The sequence below is a fragment of the Streptococcus danieliae genome (assembly GCF_025447695.1).
Classification (GTDB): domain Bacteria; phylum Bacillota; class Bacilli; order Lactobacillales; family Streptococcaceae; genus Streptococcus; species Streptococcus danieliae.
Genome location: NZ_JAOBSU010000005.1, coordinates 1 through 20,943, shown reverse-complemented (window position 1 = coordinate 20,943; position 20,943 = coordinate 1). Strand labels below are relative to the sequence as shown.

The following is a 20,943-nucleotide window of genomic DNA, read 5'->3' as shown; positions in this document are numbered from 1 at the left end:
CGATGGTAGATAAACAATTTCCTTTGGCGACTGATTCTGACCCAATTTTTGAGGATCGTCAGCCAATGAATCTCTATGAAGAGTCTGATTTTATTAGTAATATTAAAGGTGATTACCAGGAAAAGTCCTTTTATGATTGGGCGCCGATTTCGACTGCAAAACTCGAGAACAAGGAGTTACCGGTCGAGGAAGAGTTTAAGACGGATGCCGCCTTGGGCCGTGAAAAAGCCAGAGAAAGTGTCCGCCAGAAACGGTCCGCCTCTTATCTTCAGGATGATCCCAATCAGGTCTTTCGTCAAGACCTAAAGCGTCGTCTGGAGGAAGTGCAGCCCTCACGACCTCAGGAGGAAGCGGGTTCGGATTACCGTAAGTATGGCCAAAAACTCAGTCAGGACCAGTATATTCTAGCGGATTTACGGGGACGGACTAAAAAAAGTGATAAAAAGGCTAGCAAGGATTCCTATGATTTTCTAAGGAAGAGTCAAATTTACCAAGAGAAAGAACAGAAAGTAAGTCCTCGTCAAACCAATCAGGAATTGGATTTGCGCAAGTTGACAAATGAGAGAGAGAAACAATGACCAAGCGTTTTCATTTTATCGGAATTAAGGGGTCAGGGATGTCAGCCTTGGCACTCATGCTGCATCAAATGGGCTATGAGGTCCAGGGGAGTGATGTCGATAAGTACTACTTTACCCAACGCGGTTTAGAGCAGGAAGGGATCCAGATTTTGCCCTTTGATGCAGCCAACCTGTCTCCCGATTTAGAATTGATTGCGGGAAATGCCTTCAAGGCTAGCAACAATGTGGAACTGGCAGCGGCTGAGGAGCAGGGACTTAGCTACCGTCGTTACCATGAGTTTCTGGGCGAATTTATGGAGCAATTTACCAGTCTTGGTGTGGCGGGTGCTCATGGGAAGACATCGACAACCGGTTTGTTAGCCCATGTTTTGTCTCATATGACAGACACATCTTACCTGATTGGTGATGGGACTGGACGTGGATCGAAACAAGCTAGTTACTTTGTTTTCGAATCAGATGAATACGAACGTCATTTCCTTCCGTATCATCCGGCTTACTCAATCATTACCAATATTGATTTTGACCATCCGGATTACTTTACCAGTCTCATGGATGTCTTTGATGCCTTTGACACCTATGCAGATAATGTTAAAAATGGTCTCTTCATTTACGGGGAAGACCAACTCCTCAGGAAGATTACTTCTGAGGCTCCGATCTATTATTATGGATTTGATCCTGAGACAAATGATTTCATTGCCAAGGACTTGGTGCGTTTGACGACTGGTTCAACCTTCACGGTTGAGTTTCGTGGGGAAGACCTTGGTCAGTTCCACATTCCAACTTATGGCAAACACAATGTTATGAACGCGACAGCGGTTATCGGCTTGTTGCATACGATTGGTTTTGATTTGGACTTGGCGCGTCAGCATTTGAAAACCTTCGCGGGTGTGAAACGTCGCTTTACCGAGAAAATTGTGAATGGTGTGACCATTATTGATGATTTTGCCCACCATCCAACAGAAATCATTGCGACTATTGATGCCGCTCGTCAAAAATATCCAAGTAAAGAAATCGTTGCGATTTTTCAACCCCATACCTTTACGCGGACCATTGCCTTGATGGATGAATTTGCGGAGGCCTTGAACTTGGCAGATTCGGTTTATTTGGCAGAGATTTATGGATCTGCCCGTGAGGTGGACGACGGTCAGGTGCGCGTGGAGGATCTAGCAGCTAAGGTTGCCAAAAAAGGTGGTATTATCACAGTCGATAATGTCTCACCTCTCTTGGACCATGACAATGCGATTTTTGTGTTTATGGGAGCTGGTGATATCCAGACCTACGAACACTCTTTTGAGCAGTTGCTGGCGAATTTAACTAATAATATTCAATAATGAAGTAGAGAGGTGGGGCTGGTCCCGACCTCCCCTTCTTTTTTTGGGAGGAAATATGATACGTCTGGCAAGGATGGCTGATTTGGATCGGCTGCATGAGATTGAAGTCCAAAATTTTGGACAGGAAGAAGCTTTGCCCTATGAAACCCTGGCCCGTCATATTCAAAACATTGCGACCAGTTTCCTAGTTTATGAGGAAGATGACCGCATTCTCGCCTATCTTGAAGGACCGGTGGTTCCCGAACGAACCCTAGTAGACCGGAACTTTTACCAAGCTCAGGATTGGAGTGCGGAACCGGGCGGCTATATTTCGATTACCAGTTTGTCCGTGGCGCCGGAGGCGCAAGGCCGGGGGCTGGGAACCTTACTCCTAGATGAGCTGAAGCAGGTGGTCTTGCGGGATCAGCGGCTGGGGATTAACTTAACCTGCCATGATTACTTGATTGGCTATTATGAAGGCCAGGGCTTCCAGCTATTAGGTCCCTCTTCTTCCACTTATGCCGGAGAAAAATGGTTTGATATGTTGTGGGAATTAGGGTTATAATCATTAGTGGAAAATCCTGTCTTTGTGGTATAATGATTTAGATTAGTATGAAGGAGGTCCCGCCTTTGGCTGACCAAGAAAGACCGAAAAGTCTAAGCTTTAAAGAGCAAATTCTGAGAGACCTTTCCAAATCCAAGCAAAAAAGACAGGAGATGCTGAGTCAGGTTCAGCGTGCCCATGCTGAAAAAATGGCTCAGGCCCAGGTGGTTGAACAAGAAGCAGGAGTCGAACAGTCTAGAGTGAAATCCTCAGAGGCTAGACCTGCCGCTCCAGTTACTCCTCAAGCCGGAAAGATCAAACAGACAGATGTGAATCCGGAGGCTCCTGTAGCGGCACCCAAGCCGGCAGCAGCTCTCAAACGGAAAGGGAAGTCCATCCAGGTACCCTTGTCCATTGGTAAAAAACACACCACCACCATTGAGACAGAGGCTCTTCGCAAACAAAGAACGGTCCCTGCGGCTAAAGAAAAAGCGCATGCAGAAGCTGTCCAGCAGAAACAACCTGGATCTCAGATTCGCATGAAAGCAGCTCCAGGGAAATCGCTCTCTTTTGCTGCCGAAGAACAGAAACAGAGCCTAGCTCCTGTAAAAGAAACCAAGTTGGCTCGGGTTGAACAAGTCGACTGGCAAGGAGAAGACGACATGGAAAAACGTCAAGAAAAACGTCGAAAACAAAACCAAGTGGCTAAGAAGATTGTTGGAGTGGTAACTCTGCTACTCTTGCTTTGCTTCCTAGCAACTGGCGTTTTCGGTTACATTTACGTCCAATCTGCCTTGGGGCCGATTGATCAAGACTCAACAGAGTATGTCCAGGTTGAAGTGCCGATTGGCTCTTCTAACCGAGAAATTGGCCGCATTTTAGAAGATGCCGGTCTCATTAAGAGTGGCCAAGTGTTTAATTTTTACACACAATTCCGCAATCATACCGATTTCCAATCCGGTTATTACAACCTGCAGAAAAATATGAATGTGGAAGAAATTATTGAGAGATTGAAAGAGGGCGGAACGGAGAGTCCGGTGGCCCCATCTCTCGGTAAAATCACAATTCCAGAAGGTTATACCTTGGAGCAGATTTCGGATGCTGTTACTCGAAATGCAGCTTCGAAAGATGGTCAAGAAAATAGTATCTTTACCAAAGAAGCCTTTATGGAAAAAGTTCAAGATGATGGCTTTATCGAAGCGCTCGTGGCGAAATATCCAAATCTTTTGGGCAGTCTGCCTGCCAAAGAAGCGGGAGTTAAGTACCGTTTAGAGGGCTATCTCTTCCCTGCAACCTATGACTACAATGAGGGTGACACAGTTGAGGCCTTGATTGAACAAATGGTCGCAGCCATGGATGCCAATATGGCACAGTTCTATGAGCCGATTGCCCAGCAACAAAAATCCGTGAATGATATCTTGACCCTAGCTTCTCTTGTTGAGAAAGAGGGAGCAACAGATGAGGATCGGAAAAATATTGCCAGCGCCTTCAACAACCGTTTGAGCCAACAAATGCCTCTCCAAAGTAACATTGCCATCCTATATGCAATGGGCAAACTTGGACAAAAGACAACCCTCGCTGAAGATGCTGGAATCGATACCAATATCGATTCACCTTACAACATTTACAAAAATCCAGGTCTTATGCCTGGTCCAGTAGACAGCCCAGGAATGGCAGCCATTCGTGCCACCATTGATCCCAACAAAACAGACTATCTCTACTTTGTAGCGGATGTCGATACAGGTACCGTCTACTACGCCAACAATATTGAAGAACACAACCGGAATGTTGAAGAACATGTCAATTCCAAACTAGCCAACGCATCGGCTAGTGCCAATTAGAAAGTGAGAAACTATGGCAGAAAAAACCTATCCAATGACCCAGGCTGAAAAGGAAAAGCTTGAAAAAGAATTAGAAGAACTGAAATTGGTCCGTCGTCCAGAAGTCGTTGAGCGGATTAAAATCGCCCGTTCCTACGGAGATCTTTCTGAAAATAGTGAATACGAAGCAGCCAAAGACGAGCAAGCCTTTGTCGAAGGTCAAATCTCAGACTTGGAGACCAAAATTCGCTATGCTGAAATTGTAGACTCTGATTCTGTTGCTAAAAATGAAGTAGCTATCGGTAAAACTGTAACCATCCAAGAAGTGGGTGAAACAGACACCGAAACTTACATGATTGTTGGATCTGCTGGTGCTGATGCCTTTGCTAATAAGGTTTCTAACGAAAGCCCGATCGGCCAAGCCCTCATCGGTCGTAAAACCGGTGACACCGTTACCGTCCAAACCCCAGTTGGCAGCTACGACGTCAAAATCGTATCTGTGAAAAAATCAAAATAAGCAGGGTAGCCTGTGAAAAAGGACTTGATTCTTCAAAATGAGAATCAAGTCCTTTTTTGGTTCTGAGAGTAGCCAGAACTACAAAAAGCCCCATCTTCCAAAGGAAAATGGGGTGGTCACTGATTAGCGTGAGCGCTGCTTACCAGCGTTGCGTTTTTTGTTTGCCTGTTGACGGTTTTGGGAGCTTGGTGGGGTTACGTCTTTGATAGGACTAGCACCTGCACCGGCTCCGAAGGCTGCTCCGAACTGACTTGGTGTTTTAGGAGGATTTTCTTCAAATTCCTTGGCAACTTGTTTACGGAGACGTGGACGAACCACATACATGGTAATCAATTGCTGAATAATTGAGAAGAAACCACCGACCAACCAGTAGAGGGCTACTCCGGCAGGAGAGCTGAAGGAGAAGAACATAATCATCAAGGGGCTGATCAACACCATGGACTGCATTTGTTTGCGTTGTTCTTCAGTGACTCCAACCAGGGTCAAGGCTGACTGGATCAAGTAGAGAACTCCGGTTAGGATGGTCAGGAGCATACTTGGAGAATCCAAGGGAATATTCATCCAGCTGGAACCTGCGATACCAGGGGTATGTTGGGCTGCGAAGAAGAGAGCTGAGAAGAAAGGCATCTGGATCAAGATTGGAAGACAGCCGATGCCTCCAAAAGGATTGAGGCCATTTTCCCGTTGAGCCGCCATAAATTCTTGGTTGGCCAATAATTTCTCTTCTTGGGTCTGGGCATTTCGCATTCGCTCTTGAATCGGTGCCAAGATGGGTTGCATATAGGCCATTTTTTCAGCCTGATAAGCTGCCTTCTGGGCCTGGTAGAGTCCTAGCGGCAGGATAATCACACGCACAATAATGGTTACAAGAATAATCGCCACACCATAACCCAAGGCTTGGTTTTCAGCGAAGAAAGTGATCAGGGTGCTCATGGGTTGCCCCAAGAGGGTCCAAATGAGACCTGTCGGATTGCCATTAGCATCTTGACCGACACAGCCTGAGAGCAAGACCAGCATGGAAGCCAAGAGTCCTACAGTAGCAAATGTTTTTTTAGTCGTCACAATTCAGTTCCTTTTCTAAATGATACCCTTCTATTCTACTGCTTTTGAGCCTAGATTACAATAGGACTGCAGACGGAGCTTAGTTTTGGATGGCAAAATCTTCGTAAGAAGGGAAATTTGCCAGGGTCACATCGACATAGGTCACTTTAGAAAAAGGACTAGGTCCCTTTCTCACCTCTTGGATAAAAAGAGCCATCTTTGCCGCATCTTCGGCCTGGGCTAGAATTTCAACCAGCCCATCCTCGCGGTTCCAGACACGACCGGTAATCCCTCCCAAAGAATTGGCTAATTCCCAGACGGACCAGCGAAAACCGACTCCTTGGACTCGTCCCTGAACAATCATACGTACTTTTTTCATGACTTTCTCCTTTTGTGCTATAATATCTCTTATGACTATTATAACCTCTAAAACTAATCCTTTGATTAAAAAGATCAAAAAGCTGACCAAGAAAAAATACCGCAAGGATTCCTATTTGATTGAAGGTTGGCACCTTTTTGAGGAGGCCTATCAAGCTGGAGCTAGCTTTGGCTCGATTTTGATTTTGGAAGAAGAACGGCATCGTCTCCCCGCGGATGTCAACTATCAAGTAGTGAGTCCTGCCGTTCTGGCGGAAGTCGCCGATTCGAAAACGCCTCAAGGGATTGTGGCCGAGGTGCAACGAGAGGTCCAAGAGGCCCCAGATCTGACCCAGGGCAAGTGGCTCTATCTTGAAGAAGTGCAGGATCCAGGTAATGTTGGTACCATGATTCGGACAGCTGATGCAGCGGGCTTTAAGGGGGTTCTAGTGAGCCCTGGAACAGCTGATATCTATAGCCCTAAGACCCTACGTTCCATGCAGGGGAGCCACTGGCACCTACCCATTTATGAATATCCCTTGGGCCAGCTAGCCCAGGAACCTCACGCGCCGCTGCTGGTGACCAGTTTGCAAAACCGGTCTCAGAGTTACTTGGATCTAGATCCCTTGGATGCGGTGATTCTCTTAATGGGGAATGAGGGCCAGGGTGCCTCGGAACAAGCCCATTCACTGGCAGATCAGACCGTTCATATTCCGATGGCTGGTCAGGCAGAAAGCCTCAATGTGGCTATTGCCGCGGGGATCCTCTTGTTTCATTTGAAAAATAGCTAAAGGAGAATTTATGCAACCAATTACCAGTCAAGCCGATACCGGTTTAAATCGTTTCTTTGCCAAGGTCTATGGTTATATGGGTCTGGGTCTAGCAATCTCAGCCCTAGTTTCAGGACTTTTGCTTTACGTTTTCCAAGCAACCATGCTCAACATCATGGCCAACCATTCCTGGGTTTACTATGCCGCTTCCTTTATTGAAATTGCCTTGGTCTACTCCGTTTCAAGCACTGCCTGGAAAAATAATCCAATGGCCATGCCTCTGTTCCTGTTCTACTCAGCTCTTAACGGCTTTACACTAAGCTTTATTTTGGCAGCCTAAAGCCAAACCAATGTCTTTGCAGCCTTTGTGACAGCGACCCTGACCTTCTTTGCGATGGCTGTGATTGGTCTTGTCAGCAAGCGAGACCTATCCGGTATGGCCCAGGCCTTCCGAATGGTGCTACTGGGTGTGTTGATTGCAAGTTTGATTAACATTTTCCTACGAAGTGCCGGCTTGTCCTATGTGATGAGTTTGGTCATGGTCGTGATTTTTGCTGGTTTGACAGCCTATGACAACCAACGCATTCGTCAAGCCTACCAGCAATCAGGTGGGCAAGTGTCCAACGGTTGGGCGATTTCTATGGCCTTGAGTCTCTATTTGAACTTTATCAACCTCTTCTTGAGTATTCTTCGCATTTTTGCGGCTAACCGCGATTAGGAAAGAAGCTTCCAAGTTTTTGCTTGGAGGTCTTTTTTCTTTTTGAAAAAGCGTCAGAGCTTTGGTATAATAAGAGCGAATGTATGTAATACTCAAACTAGTTAGAGTAAGAGGAAGGATTTGAACTATGGCTTTGTGGCTAGCAATTATTTTAATCGTCGTTTTCTTTATTGGTGGTGTGGCACTCGGAATTTACTTGACCCGTCGCCAAGTTGAACAAGAAATGGCTCAATACCCTCGTTTGAATAAGGATGCCCTTCGGGTTATGATGGGCCAAATGGGTCAAAAGCCAAGTGAGGCTCGTGTGAATCAAGTTTACCAACAGATTGTCAATCAACAAAAGAAACAAGCCAAGAAATAAGGAAGTGAGGCTGAGACAAGAGTCTCAGCCTTGTCGTTTTCCTCAGGTAACCTAGGCTCTCTAGTCTTACCTTGAGATCTATCAGCTGAGATAAAGGGAGGATGGTATGGATAATCGCCCAATTGGTTTCTTAGACTCAGGGGTTGGAGGTTTGACGGTCGTTAAAGAATTGCGACGGCAACTCCCCCATGAGGAAGTCATTTATATTGGGGACTCGGCGCGTGCGCCTTATGGACCACGCGCCGCCGAAGAAATTCGGCAATATACTTGGGAATTGGTCCGCTTTTTACAAGAGAAAAATGTCAAAATGATTGTCATTGCCTGCAATACGGCTACAGCTGTGGCCTGGGAAGAAATCAAGGAGGCCTTGGACATCCCCGTGTTAGGGGTGATTCTTCCAGGAGCCTCTGCAGCCCTAAAGGCTAATCTGAAGGGGACGATTGGGGTTATTGCTACGGAGATGACCGTGGCTTCAGACATTTACCGGCAGAAGATCCAGTCCTTGGATCCCAAAGCCCAGGTGATGAGCCAACCCTGTCCTCCTTTTGTGCCCTTGGTAGAAGCCAATGAACTGCAGTCCAGTTTGGCTAAAAAGGTGGTTTATGACCAATTGAAGGACTTTCAGGGCAAGGTCTCAACCTTGATCCTAGGTTGTACCCACTACCCTTTGTTGCGCCCGGTCATTCAAAATGCCCTAGGGCCTGAGGTGACCTTGATTGATAGTGGGGCGGAATGTGTCCGGGATATTTCCGTTCTCCTGAATTATTTTGAGATTAACCGCGGTCGTGATCTCAGTGAGCAGCAACACACCTTTTATACAACCGGTGATGTTGAACCCTTTACCCAGCTAGCTCAGACCTGGCTGGAAGAAGCAGTACGAGTGGAGCATATAGATTTATGAAACAAGAATTAGTAGAATTTCGAGATGGACAAGACTGGTACGTGGCACAAGTTTCTGACGGACCTCACTTAAGTTTCGCTTTTGATCAGGAAGATCAGGTGTATCATTTCCTAGCTCCTTTTCAAAATTTGTCCCAAAAAAACGACTTTAAAGTTCAAGTTTTCCAATGGTCCTCAGCCCAAAAGCTGGCTCGCTTTATGGTGGACTTGATAAATCGTAGCGAAGACCGGCAGTTGACCTTGGAGCGGCGGGGAGCAGCCCTCTTGGTGGTTGAGGACGGGCGCTTGTTGCACGTCGCCTTGCCTGAAAACGGTGAAGAGCTGGCCAAGGTCTTGGGTGAAGCGGACTTAGAGCCGCTCTTGATTGCGACACGCAATGAAGGGAAAACGGCAGAATTTAAGAAGATTTTTGAGCCCCTTGGTTTTCGAGTGGAAAATCTCAATGACTACCCCGACCTACCTGAAATTGCCGAGACGGGGACAACCTTTGAAGCCAATGCTCGCCTGAAGGCCGAAGGAATTGCAGCTATTACTGAAACCATGGTGTTAGCCGATGATTCCGGCTTGAAGGTTGATGTCTTAGGCGGACTGCCAGGAGTCTGGAGTGCTCGCTTTGCAGGTCCAGATGCGACGGATGCGGACAACAATGCCAAGTTGTTGCATGAGCTGGCTATGGTCTTGGAGGCTGACAAGCGTTCTGCCCAATTTCACACGACCCTGGTTGTTGCGGCACCGGGGCGGGAGTCCCTAGTTGTTGAGGCCGATTGGCCGGGTTACATTGCATTTGAGCCTAAAGGAGAAAATGGATTTGGTTATGATCCTCTGTTCCTCATTGGGGAGACTGGCAAAACCTCTGCCCAATTGAGCATGGAGGAGAAAAACCAGCAGTCTCATCGGGCTCAAGCAGTTGAAAAATTAGTGGAGGTATTTCCATCATGGAGAGACGGACAATAGTTGTCATGAGCGATTCTCATGGAGATCGCGAGATTGTTCAAGCCATTAAAGAGCAGTGGCAAGACAAGGCAGATCTGATTTTCCACAATGGCGATTCGGAGCTTGAAGTGAATGATCCGGTCTGGGATGGCATTCAGGTTGTTGCTGGCAATATGGACTTTTTAGCCGGTTATCCCGATCAGCAGCGGGTGGAGCTGGATGGCTATAAGATCATCCAAACCCATGGTCACTTACAGAACATAAATTTCACCATGGATAAATTGGCCTATTGGGCCCAGGAGGAAGAAGCTAGCATCTGCTTGTATGGCCACCTCCATGTCCCAGCTGCTTATCAGGAAGCGGGGATTCTCTATGTGAATCCAGGTTCTGTCAGCCAGCCCCGAGGCCAAATCTTGGAGCGGCTCTATGCCGTCCTCTCAATCCAAGGTACACTGGTTCGGATTGATTACTACACGCGTGACCATCAGCTTTTCCCAGGCCTAAGCAAGGAGTTTACCATCCAATGATTGCAGAACCACTAGAGGATTATTTGAAGGCTCAAGAATCGACCTTCCTCACGCCGGCCAAAAATCTGGCGGTGGTCATTGATAGTCACAATGTCGACCATGTGATTCTGTTGTTGAGCCAGATTAGCTACACTCGGATTCCCGTGGTCACTGACCACGGTCACTATGTTGGGACGATTTCTCTGACGGACATTCTCAGCTACCAAATGAAACACAATCTGTCTGCTGAGGAGCTGGAAAGTATGGACATTTCTCATATGGTGAAACGCGATGGATTAACCCTGGGTCCTGGTTACAGCTTAACCGAGGTTTTCCATAAACTGGTTGATGAATCCTTCCTACCCGTTTTGGATGACCAAGGTGTCTTGGAAGGAATTATCGCCCGGAAATCCATTTTGAAGGCCACCAATGCCCTGCTCCACGAGTTTGGTCAGTATTATGAAATGAGTCCCAAATGAAAGACTGGATTGAAGCCTTTTTAGACTCCAAACGCTTGTCAGCCAATACCCGAGCAGCCTATAGTTCCGACCTCCAGCAACTGGCCAAAAGTCTGCAGGGAGCAGTAGTAGACGAGTTAGGTCTGAAACTCTATCGTGATTCCCTGGCCCAGCTTAGTGTAACCGCCCAGCGCCGGAAATTATCGGCTATTAATCAATTCCTCCTCTTTCTTTATGAGGAGGGTCATAGCGACCAGTACCATCGCCTCACCTTACCTCCTTTGGAAAGGAAAGAGGAGCCTAGTACTCCTGACCGGACTTTGCTGGCTAAGGATTTGTTTGAGACAGCCACCCAGTATCCCCAAGGGCAAATTCTGGTCGCCTTGATCTTGGAGACTGGCCTACAGGCAACAGAGATTATCCAGCTAGAACGGACGGACTTACAGCCGGCTCTGAGACTACTACAGGTTGGCCAAAGTGGGAGGCGCCGCGTTCTGGAGTTAAGTTCGCATCTGAGCCAGGCCCTAGATCAAACAAGCCAAACTTCCTACATCTTTGAACACCAAGGTAAACCCTATACCCGTCAGTGGGTCTTTCTGCAAATCAAGGCCTATTTGGAGGAGCAGGGACTGGTCCCGCACTCTCCCCAAAGCTTACGGGAGCAATATATTTTTAAAGAATTGCAGGCTGGGGTGGGCCTGTTGACAATTGCAGACAATCTTGGGCTCCGCTCCCTGCACAGTATTGAGAAGTACCGCAAATGGAAATAAAAATCAAAGATTTTGAGGGGCCACTGGACTTGCTTTTGCACCTGGTCTCCCGCTACCAAATGGATATTTATGATGTTCCTCTCTTGGAAGTCATTGAACAATACCTAGCCTATCTCTCCACCCTCCAAGCCCTCCGCTTAGAGGTGGCGTCTGAGTATATGGTCATGGCCAGTCAGTTGATTTTACTGAAGAGTCGCAAGCTCTTACCTCAGATTCAGCAGCAGGAAGACGATGAGCCCATCGAGGATTTGGAACAAAATCTCCTGCAACAATTGGAAGACTATCGCTATTTTAAAGCAGCTAGTCAGGAATTGGCCCAGCAGCACGAGGAGCGCTCACGTTACTATAGCCATCCGGCCCTGCCCCTGGCTTCAGAAGTGGTTGTTTTGAATCGCGATGTGACTGCTACGGATCTCTTCTTGACCTTCTCCCATCTGTTGCGGCAGGAGAAAAAGAAGCGACAGGGTCAGCAGACGACGGTGGAGCGGGATGATTTCCGGATTGAGGATTCGATGGAGCAGATTCGCCAAGGTTTGGTACGGGCTAAGGGGAAATTGGCTTTCAGCCAGCTCCTTTCCCAGGCGGAATCGCTCTCGCAAATGATTACACAATTTTTGGCCTGCTTGGAGTTGGTGAAAATCCAGGAAATCCGTCTCCATCAGCCAGAAACCTTTGATGAAATATGGATAGAAGGACAGGTGTCATGAGTCAATTAGCAGCCTTAGAGGCCCTTTTATTTACAGCAGGGGAGGATGGTCTGGATCGTCTTCATTTGAGTTCCATGTTGAATGTAGCTCCGACCCAGTTGGAAAGCCTACTTCAGACTCTGGGGCAAGCCTATAATCAGAATCCGGATTCTAGCTTGACCGTGATTGAGACCAAGGGTAACTTGCGTTTGGTGACCAAACCTGCCTACGCTTCCCTACTGGAAGCCTATGCCCAAACCCCTATGCAACAGTCGCTGTCCCGGGCCAGTTTGGAGGTTCTTTCGATTATTGCTTACCGCCAACCCATTACCCGGATTGAAATTGATGCCATTCGCGGGGTTAACTCCAGCGGAGCTCTAGCTAAGTTGCAAGGATTTGGTTTAATCAAAGAAGTCGGCAAAAAGGAAACCCTTGGCCGTCCGAATCTTTATGGCACGACGGACTATTTTTTGGATTATATGGGGATGAACCATTTGGAGGATTTACCCCAGGTTCAAGTTGAGGAAGAAGACCAGGAAGAACTGTCTTTATTTAGGATTGAGGAAGAAAATGAGAATTAATAAATATATTGCCCATGCGGGTATTGCTAGTCGGCGAAAAGCGGAAGAGTTGATTAAGCTGGGCCGGGTAACCATCAATGGCCAGGTGGTTAAGGAATTAGCCACTACTGTCAAAAAGGGCGACCGTGTAGAAGTCGAAGGGCAGCCAATTTATCAGGAGGAAAAAGTTTACTACCTCTTAAACAAACCCCGAGGCGTGATTTCCAGTGTTAGCGATGACAAGGGCCGGCGGACCGTCCTCGATTTCTTTGGCAGCGTTAAGGAACGGATTTATCCGGTTGGACGGCTGGACTGGGATACTAGTGGGGTTCTGTTATTGACCAATGATGGGGACTTTACCGATGAGATGATCCACCCCCGCAATGAACTAGACAAGGTCTATCTGGCGCGTGTGAAAGGACTGGCAACCAAGGAGAATCTGCGTCCCTTGACTCGCGGAGTTGTGACTGACGGCAAAAAAACCAAACCAGCTGTTTATAATATCTTGAAAGTTGATCCAGCTAAAAACCGTTCAGTGGTTGAACTGACCATTCACGAGGGCCGCAACCACCAGGTCAAGAAAATGTTTGAAGCGGTTGGCTTAGAGGTTGATAAACTGTCACGGACCCACTTCGGCCACTTGGATGCAGCCGGCTTGGCTCCAGGAGAATTCCGGCGCCTCAATAAAAAAGAAGTGAGTCAATTGCATAATTTAGCGGTGACGGCCAAGAAGTCTGCTCGGAAAAGATGATGAGCCATTTGCTAATCCTCTGTGTTCGCTTCTACCAACGTTTTATCTCGCCCCTCTTTCCTCCTTCCTGCATCTATAGTCCAACTTGCTCCACCTATATGATCCAGGCGATTGAAGCTTATGGTTTATGGGGCTTGTATCTGGGAACCAAACGGATTCTCTCCTGTCATCCCTGGTCGGAAGGCGGGGAGGCTCCAGTTCCAGCTTCCTTTCATTTTTTGAAAAAAGAAATCAAGAAGCTTGACAGATAGGGAGCTCCTAGTATATACTAAAAAAGTAATTTGATTGATTTAGCTCAAACCTGTTGTGACCTAAGTTAATCAAGTTTGGCACCACATTGTCCGCCGAGCTTGACTCCGGGTGATGTGGCTATTTTTTTAGCTGGAAAGGGAATTTCTGTGAATAACATTGTATTATACCAACCCCAGATACCCCAGAACACGGGTAATATTGCTAGGACCTGTGCGGCAACCAATAGTCCCCTTCATTTGATTCATCCTTTGGGTTTTCCTTTGGATGATAAAAAAATGAAACGGGCTGGTTTGGATTACTGGGATCAATTGGATATTCACCACTATGATTCCCTAGAGGACTTCTTGGCCCAACATGGAGGAAAGAAACTCTACCCCGTTACCAAATTTGCAGAACAGACCTATGCCCAGATGGATTATCAGCTAGCTGAAGACGTCTATTTCATCTTTGGGCGTGAGGATACAGGCCTTCCGGAAGCCTTTCTGCAGGATCAACGGAGTCAAGCCATTCGGATCCCCATGAATGACGACCATGTTCGGAGTTTAAACCTTTCGAATGCGGTTTGTATGGTGGTTTATGAAGCTCTTCGCCAACAGCAGTTTGTCGGCTTGGAAGAAGTACATCATTATGTACAGGATAAGATAAAGTAAGGAGTACTGATATGACTCGAGTTAGACAGTTGACCATTGTGGCGGTTCTTTCTGCCCTCTCATTTATTCTCATGTTTTTCGCAATGCCGATTATTCCAGGAGCTGATTTCTTACAGTTAGACCTCAGCATTTTGCCAATTTTGGTAGCTTTAGAACTGTTTGGCTTGAAACAAGCTAGCCTGGTGCTCTTGCTTCGTTCCCTTTTGAAGTTAGTTTTGAATAACCAGGGAGTGTCAACGATGATTGGTTTGCCGATGAATATGCTGGCTGTATTTGTCTTTATTCTTGTTTTGGCCTTGGTTTGGCGGAAGAAGGATTCTTATGTTCAGTATTTCCTCGCCGGTGGTCTAGCGACACTAGCCTTGACACTAGCTATGGTGGCCATGAACTATTTCTATGCGATTCCCCTCTATGCCCAGTTTGCCGGCTTTGACATTGGGAAGATTATTGGGATTGGAACCTATCTTCAAGCTATGATTCTTCCTTTTAACTTGATTTCCGGTGTTGTCTACACGATCAGTTTTGGTCTGGTTTGGGCCTTGATGAAACCTTTGGTGAAAGCTTATGCAGAATAAGCAACTCTATTGGAGCAAGGGCAGTTTCTGCCTCTTGCTCTTTGTTATTTTAGGCTATACCGTTCGGTTTTATCCCCAGCATCTGGAGACTTTTGATGGAATGGTACAGACGGCTGTGCGGGGCGATCTGCCAGCAGGCCTAACGAGCTTCTTTGCCACCCTGACCAAGCTTGGCAATATGCCGGTGATTATCACCTGGGTCACAGTGATGACGCTTTTTTTGGTCTGGAAACGCTACTACAGTGAAGCCCTTTTTCTGGCTGGGAATTTGATCCTGACAGGTCTACTGGTAGTCTTGCTCAAAAACATTTACCAACGGCCCCGCCCCAGTCTGGAGCATCTAGTGGTTGAGCATGGGTTCTCCTTTCCAAGTGGCCATGCTCTGGCAGCTGGTTTGGTCCTTGGCTCCTTGCTGATTCTGGTTACCCAGGGAATCAGCTCGATCGGCCTCAGACGCCTGCTTCAAGTAGTTTTGGTCATTCTGATTTTGCTCTTGCCGCTGTCGCGGGTCTATCTGGGCGTCCACTATCCCAGTGATGTGCTTGGCAGCCTGCTCCTTAGTCTGGGCCTCCTATTGATTGAATATCCCGCCTATCAGGGCCTCCGTTTTCGTTGGCGCTTTACAGGCAAACAAGCAAGATAGCCTTGAGTTAGCTTGCTTTCTTTTTGGATAAAAATGGTATAATGGGAACATCTTTAAAACGAGAAAGGGAAGGTCAAAATGGTTCAAAAACCTTTGGAACTGGCCCATGAATTTTTGGCTCAGGTGTTGGGTCCAGATGCGATTGCGGTCGATGCAACCATGGGAAATGGCCATGATACACTGTTTTTAGCTCAGCATAGTGGCCATGTCCATGCCTTTGATATTCAGCAGGTGGCTTTGGAGAAGACCCAGGCCCGTTTAGCAGCAGCAGGTCTGGCCAATGTGAGTTTGCATCTGGTCGGCCATGAGCAGTTGGAACAGTATGTGACCAGCATTCGTGCTGCCATTTTTAATTTGGGTTATTTACCGGCAGCAGATAAGAGTTTAGTGACCTTGCCTGAGACAACCCTCGTGGCTGTGTCCAGTGCTTGCCGTGCTCTGGTTCCGGGAGGACGGATCGCAATTATGGTCTATTGGGGTCATGCCGGTGGTCCTGAGGAAAAGGATGCGCTGTTAGACTTTGTCCAAACCCTGCCTCAGGAGCATTATACGGTTATGGAATACAAGCCCTTGAACCAACGCAATACACCCCCATTTTTAATTATGATTGAAAAGAAAGAAGAGAATCATGGATAAAGCTAGATTTGAAGAACGCTTGCAACGCTTGCGGGAACGGCGGACTGTGACCCGTTTGGAGGAAGCTCCAGCCGAGGCGGATAGCAGCCGTTTTCGGAAAATTCGTCGTAAGCAGCAACGTTTGTTAAATTTGGAGATGGCTCGTTGTTCTAAGCAAATTCAACACCAGGATGAGCAGAAAACCAAGGCTTTGATTGATCAAGAGAAGAGTCGCTACCAGAAAATTTGTCGGGGAGAGGGGTAAGTAGATGGGCCCCTTAGTGATTCTTTTGGTCTTTTTGACCTTACTCATTCTATCCAATGCGATCAATAAGGTTTTTCCACGTTTACCCATCCCCTTTTTGCAGATCCTATTTGGGATTATGCTTGGTTATTTTTTGATTGATCGGCAATTTGAATTTGATACCGAGCTGTTTCTAGCCCTGATCATCGGACCTCTGGTCTTTCGAGAAGCCGAGGAGGCGGATGTTTCCAGCATCCTTCAGCATTGGAAAATCATTCTTTATTTGATTTTTCCGGGAATTTTTGCAACGACCTTTGTTCTGGGCAGTTTATTAGCCCAGCAAATGCCTCTGTTACCCTTTGCAGCCTGTATTGCTGTGGGGGCAGCCTTGGGGCCAACGGACTTGATTGCCTTTTCTTCCCTAGCCCAGCGTTTTCGCTTTAGTAGCAAGTCGGCTAACATTTTGCAGGGAGAGGGTTTGCTCAATGATGCCAGTGGACTGGTGACTTTTCAGGTGGCTATTTTAGCCTGGTCGTCGGGTGCTTTCTCCCTGGCCCATGCTGGTGGGAATCTCCTGTTGCAGATGTTGGGAGGAGCCCTGGTCGGGATTGTGACAGCCCTCTTGAACCGGTGGGTTCACAATATTCTGATGCGGTTCCAGGCGGTCGATGTGGCAGGTGAGCTGCTGCTGGAGTTGGGTTTGCCCCTCTTGACTTTTTTCCTAGCTGAAGAATTCCATGTGTCTGGGATTATTGCCGTTGTGGTTGCAGGGATTCTCAAGGCTAGCCGATTCCGACGGATTAACCCCTTGGAAGCGGAGGTTTTTGAAACCACGGAGATTGTCTGGAAGGCCTTGACCTTTATGCTCAATGGCTCGGTCTTTCTCCTCTTTGGGATCGAGATGGTCTTCCTGGTTGATCCTATCCTCACTAGTCCAGTCTACGACACGGTCTTACTCCTTGGTCTCTGCCTGGCTTTAACCGCTCTTCTTTTTGGAATCCGCTATGTCATGTTACGGATTTTTTATACCCTTCAAGCTTTTTTCAAAAAAGAAAAAGGGGAGCAGGATCTGTTAATCTTGACCTTTGCAGGGGTAAAAGGGACGGTCTCCATTGCGACTATCCTGCTCTTGCCGCAAGAGCTCAAGGAAGAGTATCCTGTATTGCTCTTTTTGGTGGCCGGGGTGACAATTCTGAGCTTCTTGACCGGGCTCTTGGTCTTGCCCAATCTGGCAGAACCCAATCGGGAAGAGGCTGATCACTTGATGGAGATTGCCATTCTGACGGATGTGATGAAGCAGTTGGAAAGCGAGCTCTATCAATCCCAGTCCAAAACCTCACTCTACTTGGTGTTGGACAACTACAATGATCGCCTGGTCAACCTGACCATTGCCCAAGAAGGCAAGACCATTCAGGAGGAATGGACGGACTTGATGCTTTTGATTTTAAGTGTCGAAAATGATGGTTTGGAACAGGCCTATGAAGATGACCAGATTTCCGAGCGGGCTTACTTTGCCTACCAGCGTTATCTCCGTGCCATGGAACGACGGATCAATCGGTCGGTAGTGTCCAAATTGACCTACGTACTCCTGGTTGTTTGGCGGGTACTCCGCCTCCTCCTACATGAAATTTTGACCCTCGGGGCCAGTAGCCGCCAGTGGATGCACCACCAAAATCTCCGTTTGACTCAGGATGATGAAGACGATTTGGCCATGCTCTATTTGGAGAATACAGAGGTCATTGTGGATGCTTTGGCAGACTTACAAGGAGTCTACACGGATTCCCTGATTCAATTTGTCCAAGATTGGCGGATCCGGGAAACAGCGATTATTGGGGATGGAGGCTTTGTCAATCGTGTCTTGTTGAGAGAGCAGGCCTACCGTTCCAAAGAGATGCTCAAGGCCTACTATCTAGAACGAAAAGCGATTTTTGATTATGAAAATGACGGCCATATTAGCAGCCAAGAGGCTAATATCCTTCGCTCCCAAGTCAACCAACTGGAATCTTTTGCACTCAAGGATGCGACACCTAGCCTCCGTCTCGTAAGGATGAGACGGAAGTAGAAGGTAGGTGAAATCAGCCTAGCCCTCCGCCAGTTTTTGGTAGGAGAAGAATTTTTCAGAGACGATAAAACCCACGAGTTGGAATGCTCGTGGGTTTTATCGTCGTTTTTAGAGATCAATCTCTAAGAGAATTGGTGTGTGATCCTGGCGGGCACCGGAATCAATCATGCTTGATTCTTGGACCTTATCGGCTAGGCGGTCGCTGACCAACCAGTAGTCGATTCTCCAGCCAGTATTGTTGATTTTGCTGGTACGGCTGCGTTGAGCCCACCAGGTGTAGTGGTCGGGAACCATACCGTGAAGATGGCGGAAGGTGTCTGTAAAGCCTTTGGCCAAGAGGTTGCTGAAGCCTTGGCGCTCCTCATCGGTAAAGCCTGGAGAGCGTCGGTTGGAGGCAGGATTGGCGAGGTCGATTTCATTGTGGGCTACATTGTAGTCACCCGTTGCCAGAACGGGTTTGTTCTGATCAAGACTGGCCAGGTAGTCGGCATAGCATGCATCCCAAACTTGACGTTCTGCCAATCGTTTGAGGCCATCTCCAGCATTTGGAGTATAAACCTGGGTCACGTAGAATTCAGGGAATTCTAGAGTAATGATGCGACCTTCGAGGTCCATGGTTGAAGGAGCTCCAATTTCCGGGTAGGAGATGACAGGCTCCAACTCTTTTTTATAGAGGAACATGGTTCCCGCATACCCCTTGCGGGCTGGTTCGACAGAGGAGCGCCAGGTATTTTCGTAGTCTGGGAATAGATCCGCGAGAATTTCGAGGTGTTTTTTGGTAGGGCCCTTAGCCGACAATTTGGTTTCCTGAATGGCAATCACATCAGCATCCTCAGCCACCAAGGTTTGCAAAACAGCTTGTGACAATTGAGCCCGAGCCGAATCACTGGTTAAGGCCGCATTTAACGAATCAATATTCCAAGAAATGAGTTTCATAATCTATCCTTCTATTTGTTCAATTGTTTTTATTATACCAAAGATGGCTTGAGAATCTCGCAGCTGGAGTTTAAAAAAGCTGGGACAGACCCAGCTTGTGTGTTTATGGAGCTTGGATTTTTTTGGCTCTATAATTTCTAGAGTGGGTGAAAATCCAGAATAGAGGTTATAGGGCTTTTTGAGTAGAAAAAAAGTTCCATATGACCTATAATGTAAAGCGACAAAACTAACACTAGGAGAATCATATGGAACCTATTAAGAATACCACAGAATTGCTTGGTTTAACAGACAAAAACATCAAAATTCTTTTCGCATACAAAGAAAAGACCCATCAGGTACTTCGTGCTAAGTTAGACTATGATACACCTGCTTGCCCTCATTGCCAAGGAGATATGATTAAATTTGACTTTCAACGTGAGTCTAAGATCCCTCTGCTAGAAGTCCAAGGACTTCCTACTGTCTTAGCTCTTAAGAAGAGAAGATTTCAATGCAAATCCTGTCGAAAAGTAGTCGTTTCCGAAACACCTATCGTCCAGAAAAATCATCAAATTTCTGTTCAAATCTTCCAGAAAATAGCGGATCTACTCATTGAGAAACAATCTATGACAGATATTGCTCGTAGGTTAAGTATCTCTACATCCACAGTTCTTAGAAAACTACAAGAATTTTCCTTCAAACCTTCTTTTACCTCTCTGCCCAAAGTTATGAGCTGGGATGAGTTTGCCTTTAAAAAAGGAGAAATGTGTTTCATTGCTCAAGATTACGAAACATCTGCTATTATCACTGTCTTAAACGGAAGAACCGAGACTGTCATTCGAAACTACTTCCAAAACTACGACTTGAAAGTGCGTCAAAAGGTTAAGTTTATTACCATGGATATGTATTCCCCCTATTTTGGCCTTGTTAAGCGACTATTTCCGAATGCACAGATAATCTTAGACAGATTCCATATCATGCAACATCTAGCCCGTGGTATGAATAGACTTCGTATTCAAATTATGAATGACTTTAAAAACACTAAGTCTATCGAATACCGTGGCTTAAAGAAGCATTGGAGACTCATCCAAAAAAATAGCTACAATCTCAGTGAAAAAACCTTCTATGATCGAACCTTCCGAATGTGGACTAACAGCAGACAGATTCGTGATAAGCTCATTTCCTTTTCTGATAAACTAAAGTACCACTATAATATCTATCAACTCTTACTCTCACATTTTGAAGAAAGAAGAGCGGATCTTTTCTATGACTTGATTGAAACTGAAATCCGTCAGGTGGATGAGATTTTCTCTAAAGTCTTTGAGACATTTATGGGCACCTCTAAAAACTCATACTTATTGTCGCCTTATTTCAAATAAGTAGGTATTCCTATTTGGTAGTGTAGTGCGG

26 protein-coding genes and 1 pseudogene are annotated in these 20,943 nt (G+C 46.7%); 24 read left to right on the top strand and 3 right to left on the bottom strand.

Annotated elements, in window-relative coordinates:
* Positions 1–2 precede the first annotated feature (2 nt).
* The 5 genes from zapJ (at position 3) to greA (ending at position 4,769) form a co-directional block, all read left to right on the top strand.
* Positions 3–578, top strand: coding sequence for a divisome accessory protein ZapJ (zapJ, locus tag N4310_RS00800; RefSeq protein ID WP_262091707.1), 576 nt, complete (start codon positions 3–5; stop codon positions 576–578).
* Positions 575–1,909 carry a UDP-N-acetylmuramate--L-alanine ligase gene (murC, locus tag N4310_RS00795; RefSeq protein ID WP_160332303.1) on the top strand — a complete coding sequence of 445 codons (1,335 nt, stop codon included), beginning with the start codon at positions 575–577 and terminating at the stop codon, positions 1,907–1,909. Before zapJ ends, murC begins: the two co-directional genes overlap by 4 nt.
* Before the next feature lie 55 nt (positions 1,910–1,964).
* On the top strand, positions 1,965–2,453 hold the full coding sequence (locus N4310_RS00790; protein ID WP_160332302.1) for a GNAT family N-acetyltransferase: 489 nt from the start codon (positions 1,965–1,967) through the stop codon (positions 2,451–2,453).
* 152 nt (positions 2,454–2,605) lie between these two features.
* Entirely contained in the window at positions 2,606–4,273 is a 1,668-nt protein-coding gene (gene mltG / locus N4310_RS00785; RefSeq protein ID WP_420832888.1) for an endolytic transglycosylase MltG, read from the top strand.
* A 13-nt stretch (positions 4,274–4,286) separates the two neighbouring features.
* Positions 4,287–4,769, top strand: a complete 483-nt coding sequence (gene greA, locus N4310_RS00780; protein WP_135035449.1) for a transcription elongation factor GreA — start codon at positions 4,287–4,289, stop codon at positions 4,767–4,769.
* Between the two features lie 123 nt (positions 4,770–4,892).
* Here greA and yidC read toward each other — a convergent pair whose 3' ends face one another.
* On the bottom strand, positions 4,893–5,831 hold the full coding sequence (gene yidC, locus N4310_RS00775) for a membrane protein insertase YidC (protein WP_262091705.1): 939 nt from the start codon (positions 5,829–5,831) through the stop codon (positions 4,893–4,895).
* Between the two features lie 79 nt (positions 5,832–5,910).
* Positions 5,911–6,189, bottom strand: coding sequence for an acylphosphatase (locus tag N4310_RS00770; RefSeq protein WP_160332300.1), 279 nt, complete (start codon positions 6,187–6,189; stop codon positions 5,911–5,913).
* A 31-nt stretch (positions 6,190–6,220) separates the two neighbouring features.
* Here N4310_RS00770 and N4310_RS00765 point away from each other — a divergent pair, with 31 nt between their 5' ends.
* The 18 genes and pseudogenes from N4310_RS00765 to N4310_RS00680 all read left to right on the top strand — a co-directional run bounded on the left by N4310_RS00765 (position 6,221) and on the right by N4310_RS00680 (position 18,621).
* Positions 6,221–6,958 carry a TrmH family RNA methyltransferase gene (locus tag N4310_RS00765; RefSeq protein WP_262091704.1) on the top strand — a complete coding sequence of 246 codons (738 nt, stop codon included), beginning with the start codon at positions 6,221–6,223 and terminating at the stop codon, positions 6,956–6,958.
* A gap of 10 nt (positions 6,959–6,968) precedes the next feature.
* A pseudogene (locus tag N4310_RS00760) lies at positions 6,969–7,655 on the top strand (Bax inhibitor-1/YccA family protein).
* A 127-nt stretch (positions 7,656–7,782) separates the two neighbouring features.
* Positions 7,783–8,016, top strand: a complete 234-nt coding sequence (locus N4310_RS00755; RefSeq protein ID WP_179923329.1) for a YneF family protein — start codon at positions 7,783–7,785, stop codon at positions 8,014–8,016.
* 106 nt (positions 8,017–8,122) lie between these two features.
* Positions 8,123–8,917, top strand: coding sequence for a glutamate racemase (racE, locus tag N4310_RS00750; RefSeq protein ID WP_262091703.1), 795 nt, complete (start codon positions 8,123–8,125; stop codon positions 8,915–8,917).
* The gene (locus N4310_RS00745) at positions 8,914–9,870 is read left to right on the top strand and encodes a nucleoside-triphosphate diphosphatase (RefSeq protein WP_262091702.1); all 957 of its coding nucleotides are present in this window, start codon (positions 8,914–8,916) and stop codon (positions 9,868–9,870) included. The genes racE and N4310_RS00745 overlap by 4 nt, the downstream gene beginning before the upstream one ends.
* Positions 9,852–10,376, top strand: a complete 525-nt coding sequence (locus N4310_RS00740; protein ID WP_179923331.1) for a metallophosphoesterase — start codon at positions 9,852–9,854, stop codon at positions 10,374–10,376. Before N4310_RS00745 ends, N4310_RS00740 begins: the two co-directional genes overlap by 19 nt.
* Complete coding sequence (gene cbpB / locus N4310_RS00735; protein ID WP_160332293.1) at positions 10,373–10,834, top strand: cyclic-di-AMP-binding protein CbpB; 462 nt, start codon at positions 10,373–10,375, stop codon at positions 10,832–10,834. Before N4310_RS00740 ends, cbpB begins: the two co-directional genes overlap by 4 nt.
* The gene (gene xerD / locus N4310_RS00730) at positions 10,831–11,583 is read left to right on the top strand and encodes a site-specific tyrosine recombinase XerD (protein WP_262091701.1); all 753 of its coding nucleotides are present in this window, start codon (positions 10,831–10,833) and stop codon (positions 11,581–11,583) included. Before cbpB ends, xerD begins: the two co-directional genes overlap by 4 nt.
* Positions 11,574–12,290, top strand: coding sequence for a segregation/condensation protein A (locus N4310_RS00725; protein WP_179925463.1), 717 nt, complete (start codon positions 11,574–11,576; stop codon positions 12,288–12,290). Before xerD ends, N4310_RS00725 begins: the two co-directional genes overlap by 10 nt.
* Positions 12,287–12,850, top strand: a complete 564-nt coding sequence (gene scpB / locus N4310_RS00720) for an SMC-Scp complex subunit ScpB (RefSeq protein WP_160332290.1) — start codon at positions 12,287–12,289, stop codon at positions 12,848–12,850. Before N4310_RS00725 ends, scpB begins: the two co-directional genes overlap by 4 nt.
* On the top strand, positions 12,840–13,580 hold the full coding sequence (locus N4310_RS00715; protein ID WP_262091700.1) for a pseudouridine synthase: 741 nt from the start codon (positions 12,840–12,842) through the stop codon (positions 13,578–13,580). Before scpB ends, N4310_RS00715 begins: the two co-directional genes overlap by 11 nt.
* Positions 13,580–13,831, top strand: coding sequence for a membrane protein insertion efficiency factor YidD (gene yidD / locus N4310_RS00710; RefSeq protein WP_262091699.1), 252 nt, complete (start codon positions 13,580–13,582; stop codon positions 13,829–13,831). Before N4310_RS00715 ends, yidD begins: the two co-directional genes overlap by 1 nt.
* A 141-nt stretch (positions 13,832–13,972) precedes the next feature.
* Positions 13,973–14,482 carry a tRNA (uridine(34)/cytosine(34)/5-carboxymethylaminomethyluridine(34)-2'-O)-methyltransferase TrmL gene (trmL, locus tag N4310_RS00705; protein ID WP_179923353.1) on the top strand — a complete coding sequence of 170 codons (510 nt, stop codon included), beginning with the start codon at positions 13,973–13,975 and terminating at the stop codon, positions 14,480–14,482.
* 11 nt (positions 14,483–14,493) lie between these two features.
* Complete coding sequence (locus tag N4310_RS00700) at positions 14,494–15,057, top strand: ECF transporter S component (RefSeq protein WP_160332287.1); 564 nt, start codon at positions 14,494–14,496, stop codon at positions 15,055–15,057.
* A complete protein-coding gene (locus tag N4310_RS00695; protein ID WP_262091698.1) occupies positions 15,047–15,700 on the top strand; it encodes a phosphatase PAP2 family protein in 654 nt (217 codons plus the stop codon). Before N4310_RS00700 ends, N4310_RS00695 begins: the two co-directional genes overlap by 11 nt.
* A 78-nt stretch (positions 15,701–15,778) precedes the next feature.
* A complete protein-coding gene (gene mnmM, locus N4310_RS00690; RefSeq protein ID WP_262091697.1) occupies positions 15,779–16,336 on the top strand; it encodes a tRNA 5-(aminomethyl)-2-thiouridylate-methyltransferase MnmM in 558 nt (185 codons plus the stop codon).
* Positions 16,329–16,580 carry a hypothetical protein gene (locus N4310_RS00685; RefSeq protein WP_160332284.1) on the top strand — a complete coding sequence of 84 codons (252 nt, stop codon included), beginning with the start codon at positions 16,329–16,331 and terminating at the stop codon, positions 16,578–16,580. Before mnmM ends, N4310_RS00685 begins: the two co-directional genes overlap by 8 nt.
* Before the next feature lie 4 nt (positions 16,581–16,584).
* Positions 16,585–18,621, top strand: coding sequence for a cation:proton antiporter (locus N4310_RS00680; RefSeq protein WP_262091696.1), 2,037 nt, complete (start codon positions 16,585–16,587; stop codon positions 18,619–18,621).
* A gap of 108 nt (positions 18,622–18,729) precedes the next feature.
* On the opposite strand, the gene N4310_RS00675 is transcribed toward N4310_RS00680, so the two are convergent.
* The gene (locus N4310_RS00675) at positions 18,730–19,557 is read right to left on the bottom strand and encodes an exodeoxyribonuclease III (RefSeq protein ID WP_262091695.1); all 828 of its coding nucleotides are present in this window, start codon (positions 19,555–19,557) and stop codon (positions 18,730–18,732) included.
* Positions 19,558–19,802: 245 nt separating this feature from the next.
* Here N4310_RS00675 and N4310_RS00670 point away from each other — a divergent pair, with 245 nt between their 5' ends.
* Positions 19,803–20,912, top strand: coding sequence for an ISL3 family transposase (locus tag N4310_RS00670; RefSeq protein WP_420832887.1), 1,110 nt, complete (start codon positions 19,803–19,805; stop codon positions 20,910–20,912).
* Positions 20,913–20,943: the final 31 nt, after the last annotated feature.

Bases quoted from the DNA above. Each gene is read 5' to 3' on its own strand.
- zapJ (WP_262091707.1), top strand. From the start codon at position 3: ATGGTAGATAAACAATTTCCTTTGGCGACTGATTCTGACCCAATTTTT.
- murC (WP_160332303.1), top strand. From the start codon at position 575: ATGACCAAGCGTTTTCATTTTATCGGAATTAAGGGGTCAGGGATGTCA.
- N4310_RS00790 (WP_160332302.1), top strand. From the start codon at position 1,965: ATGATACGTCTGGCAAGGATGGCTGATTTGGATCGGCTGCATGAGATT.
- mltG (WP_420832888.1), top strand. From the start codon at position 2,606: ATGCTGAGTCAGGTTCAGCGTGCCCATGCTGAAAAAATGGCTCAGGCC.
- greA (WP_135035449.1), top strand. From the start codon at position 4,287: ATGGCAGAAAAAACCTATCCAATGACCCAGGCTGAAAAGGAAAAGCTT.
- N4310_RS00770 (WP_160332300.1), bottom strand. From the start codon at position 6,189: ATGAAAAAAGTACGTATGATTGTTCAGGGACGAGTCCAAGGAGTCGGT.
- N4310_RS00765 (WP_262091704.1), top strand. From the start codon at position 6,221: ATGACTATTATAACCTCTAAAACTAATCCTTTGATTAAAAAGATCAAA.
- N4310_RS00755 (WP_179923329.1), top strand. From the start codon at position 7,783: ATGGCTTTGTGGCTAGCAATTATTTTAATCGTCGTTTTCTTTATTGGT.
- racE (WP_262091703.1), top strand. From the start codon at position 8,123: ATGGATAATCGCCCAATTGGTTTCTTAGACTCAGGGGTTGGAGGTTTG.
- N4310_RS00745 (WP_262091702.1), top strand. From the start codon at position 8,914: ATGAAACAAGAATTAGTAGAATTTCGAGATGGACAAGACTGGTACGTG.
- N4310_RS00740 (WP_179923331.1), top strand. From the start codon at position 9,852: ATGGAGAGACGGACAATAGTTGTCATGAGCGATTCTCATGGAGATCGC.
- cbpB (WP_160332293.1), top strand. From the start codon at position 10,373: ATGATTGCAGAACCACTAGAGGATTATTTGAAGGCTCAAGAATCGACC.
- xerD (WP_262091701.1), top strand. From the start codon at position 10,831: ATGAAAGACTGGATTGAAGCCTTTTTAGACTCCAAACGCTTGTCAGCC.
- N4310_RS00725 (WP_179925463.1), top strand. From the start codon at position 11,574: ATGGAAATAAAAATCAAAGATTTTGAGGGGCCACTGGACTTGCTTTTG.
- scpB (WP_160332290.1), top strand. From the start codon at position 12,287: ATGAGTCAATTAGCAGCCTTAGAGGCCCTTTTATTTACAGCAGGGGAG.
- N4310_RS00715 (WP_262091700.1), top strand. From the start codon at position 12,840: ATGAGAATTAATAAATATATTGCCCATGCGGGTATTGCTAGTCGGCGA.
- yidD (WP_262091699.1), top strand. From the start codon at position 13,580: ATGAGCCATTTGCTAATCCTCTGTGTTCGCTTCTACCAACGTTTTATC.
- N4310_RS00700 (WP_160332287.1), top strand. From the start codon at position 14,494: ATGACTCGAGTTAGACAGTTGACCATTGTGGCGGTTCTTTCTGCCCTC.
- N4310_RS00695 (WP_262091698.1), top strand. From the start codon at position 15,047: ATGCAGAATAAGCAACTCTATTGGAGCAAGGGCAGTTTCTGCCTCTTG.
- mnmM (WP_262091697.1), top strand. From the start codon at position 15,779: ATGGTTCAAAAACCTTTGGAACTGGCCCATGAATTTTTGGCTCAGGTG.
- N4310_RS00685 (WP_160332284.1), top strand. From the start codon at position 16,329: ATGGATAAAGCTAGATTTGAAGAACGCTTGCAACGCTTGCGGGAACGG.
- N4310_RS00680 (WP_262091696.1), top strand. From the start codon at position 16,585: ATGGGCCCCTTAGTGATTCTTTTGGTCTTTTTGACCTTACTCATTCTA.
- N4310_RS00675 (WP_262091695.1), bottom strand. From the start codon at position 19,557: ATGAAACTCATTTCTTGGAATATTGATTCGTTAAATGCGGCCTTAACC.
- N4310_RS00670 (WP_420832887.1), top strand. From the start codon at position 19,803: ATGGAACCTATTAAGAATACCACAGAATTGCTTGGTTTAACAGACAAA.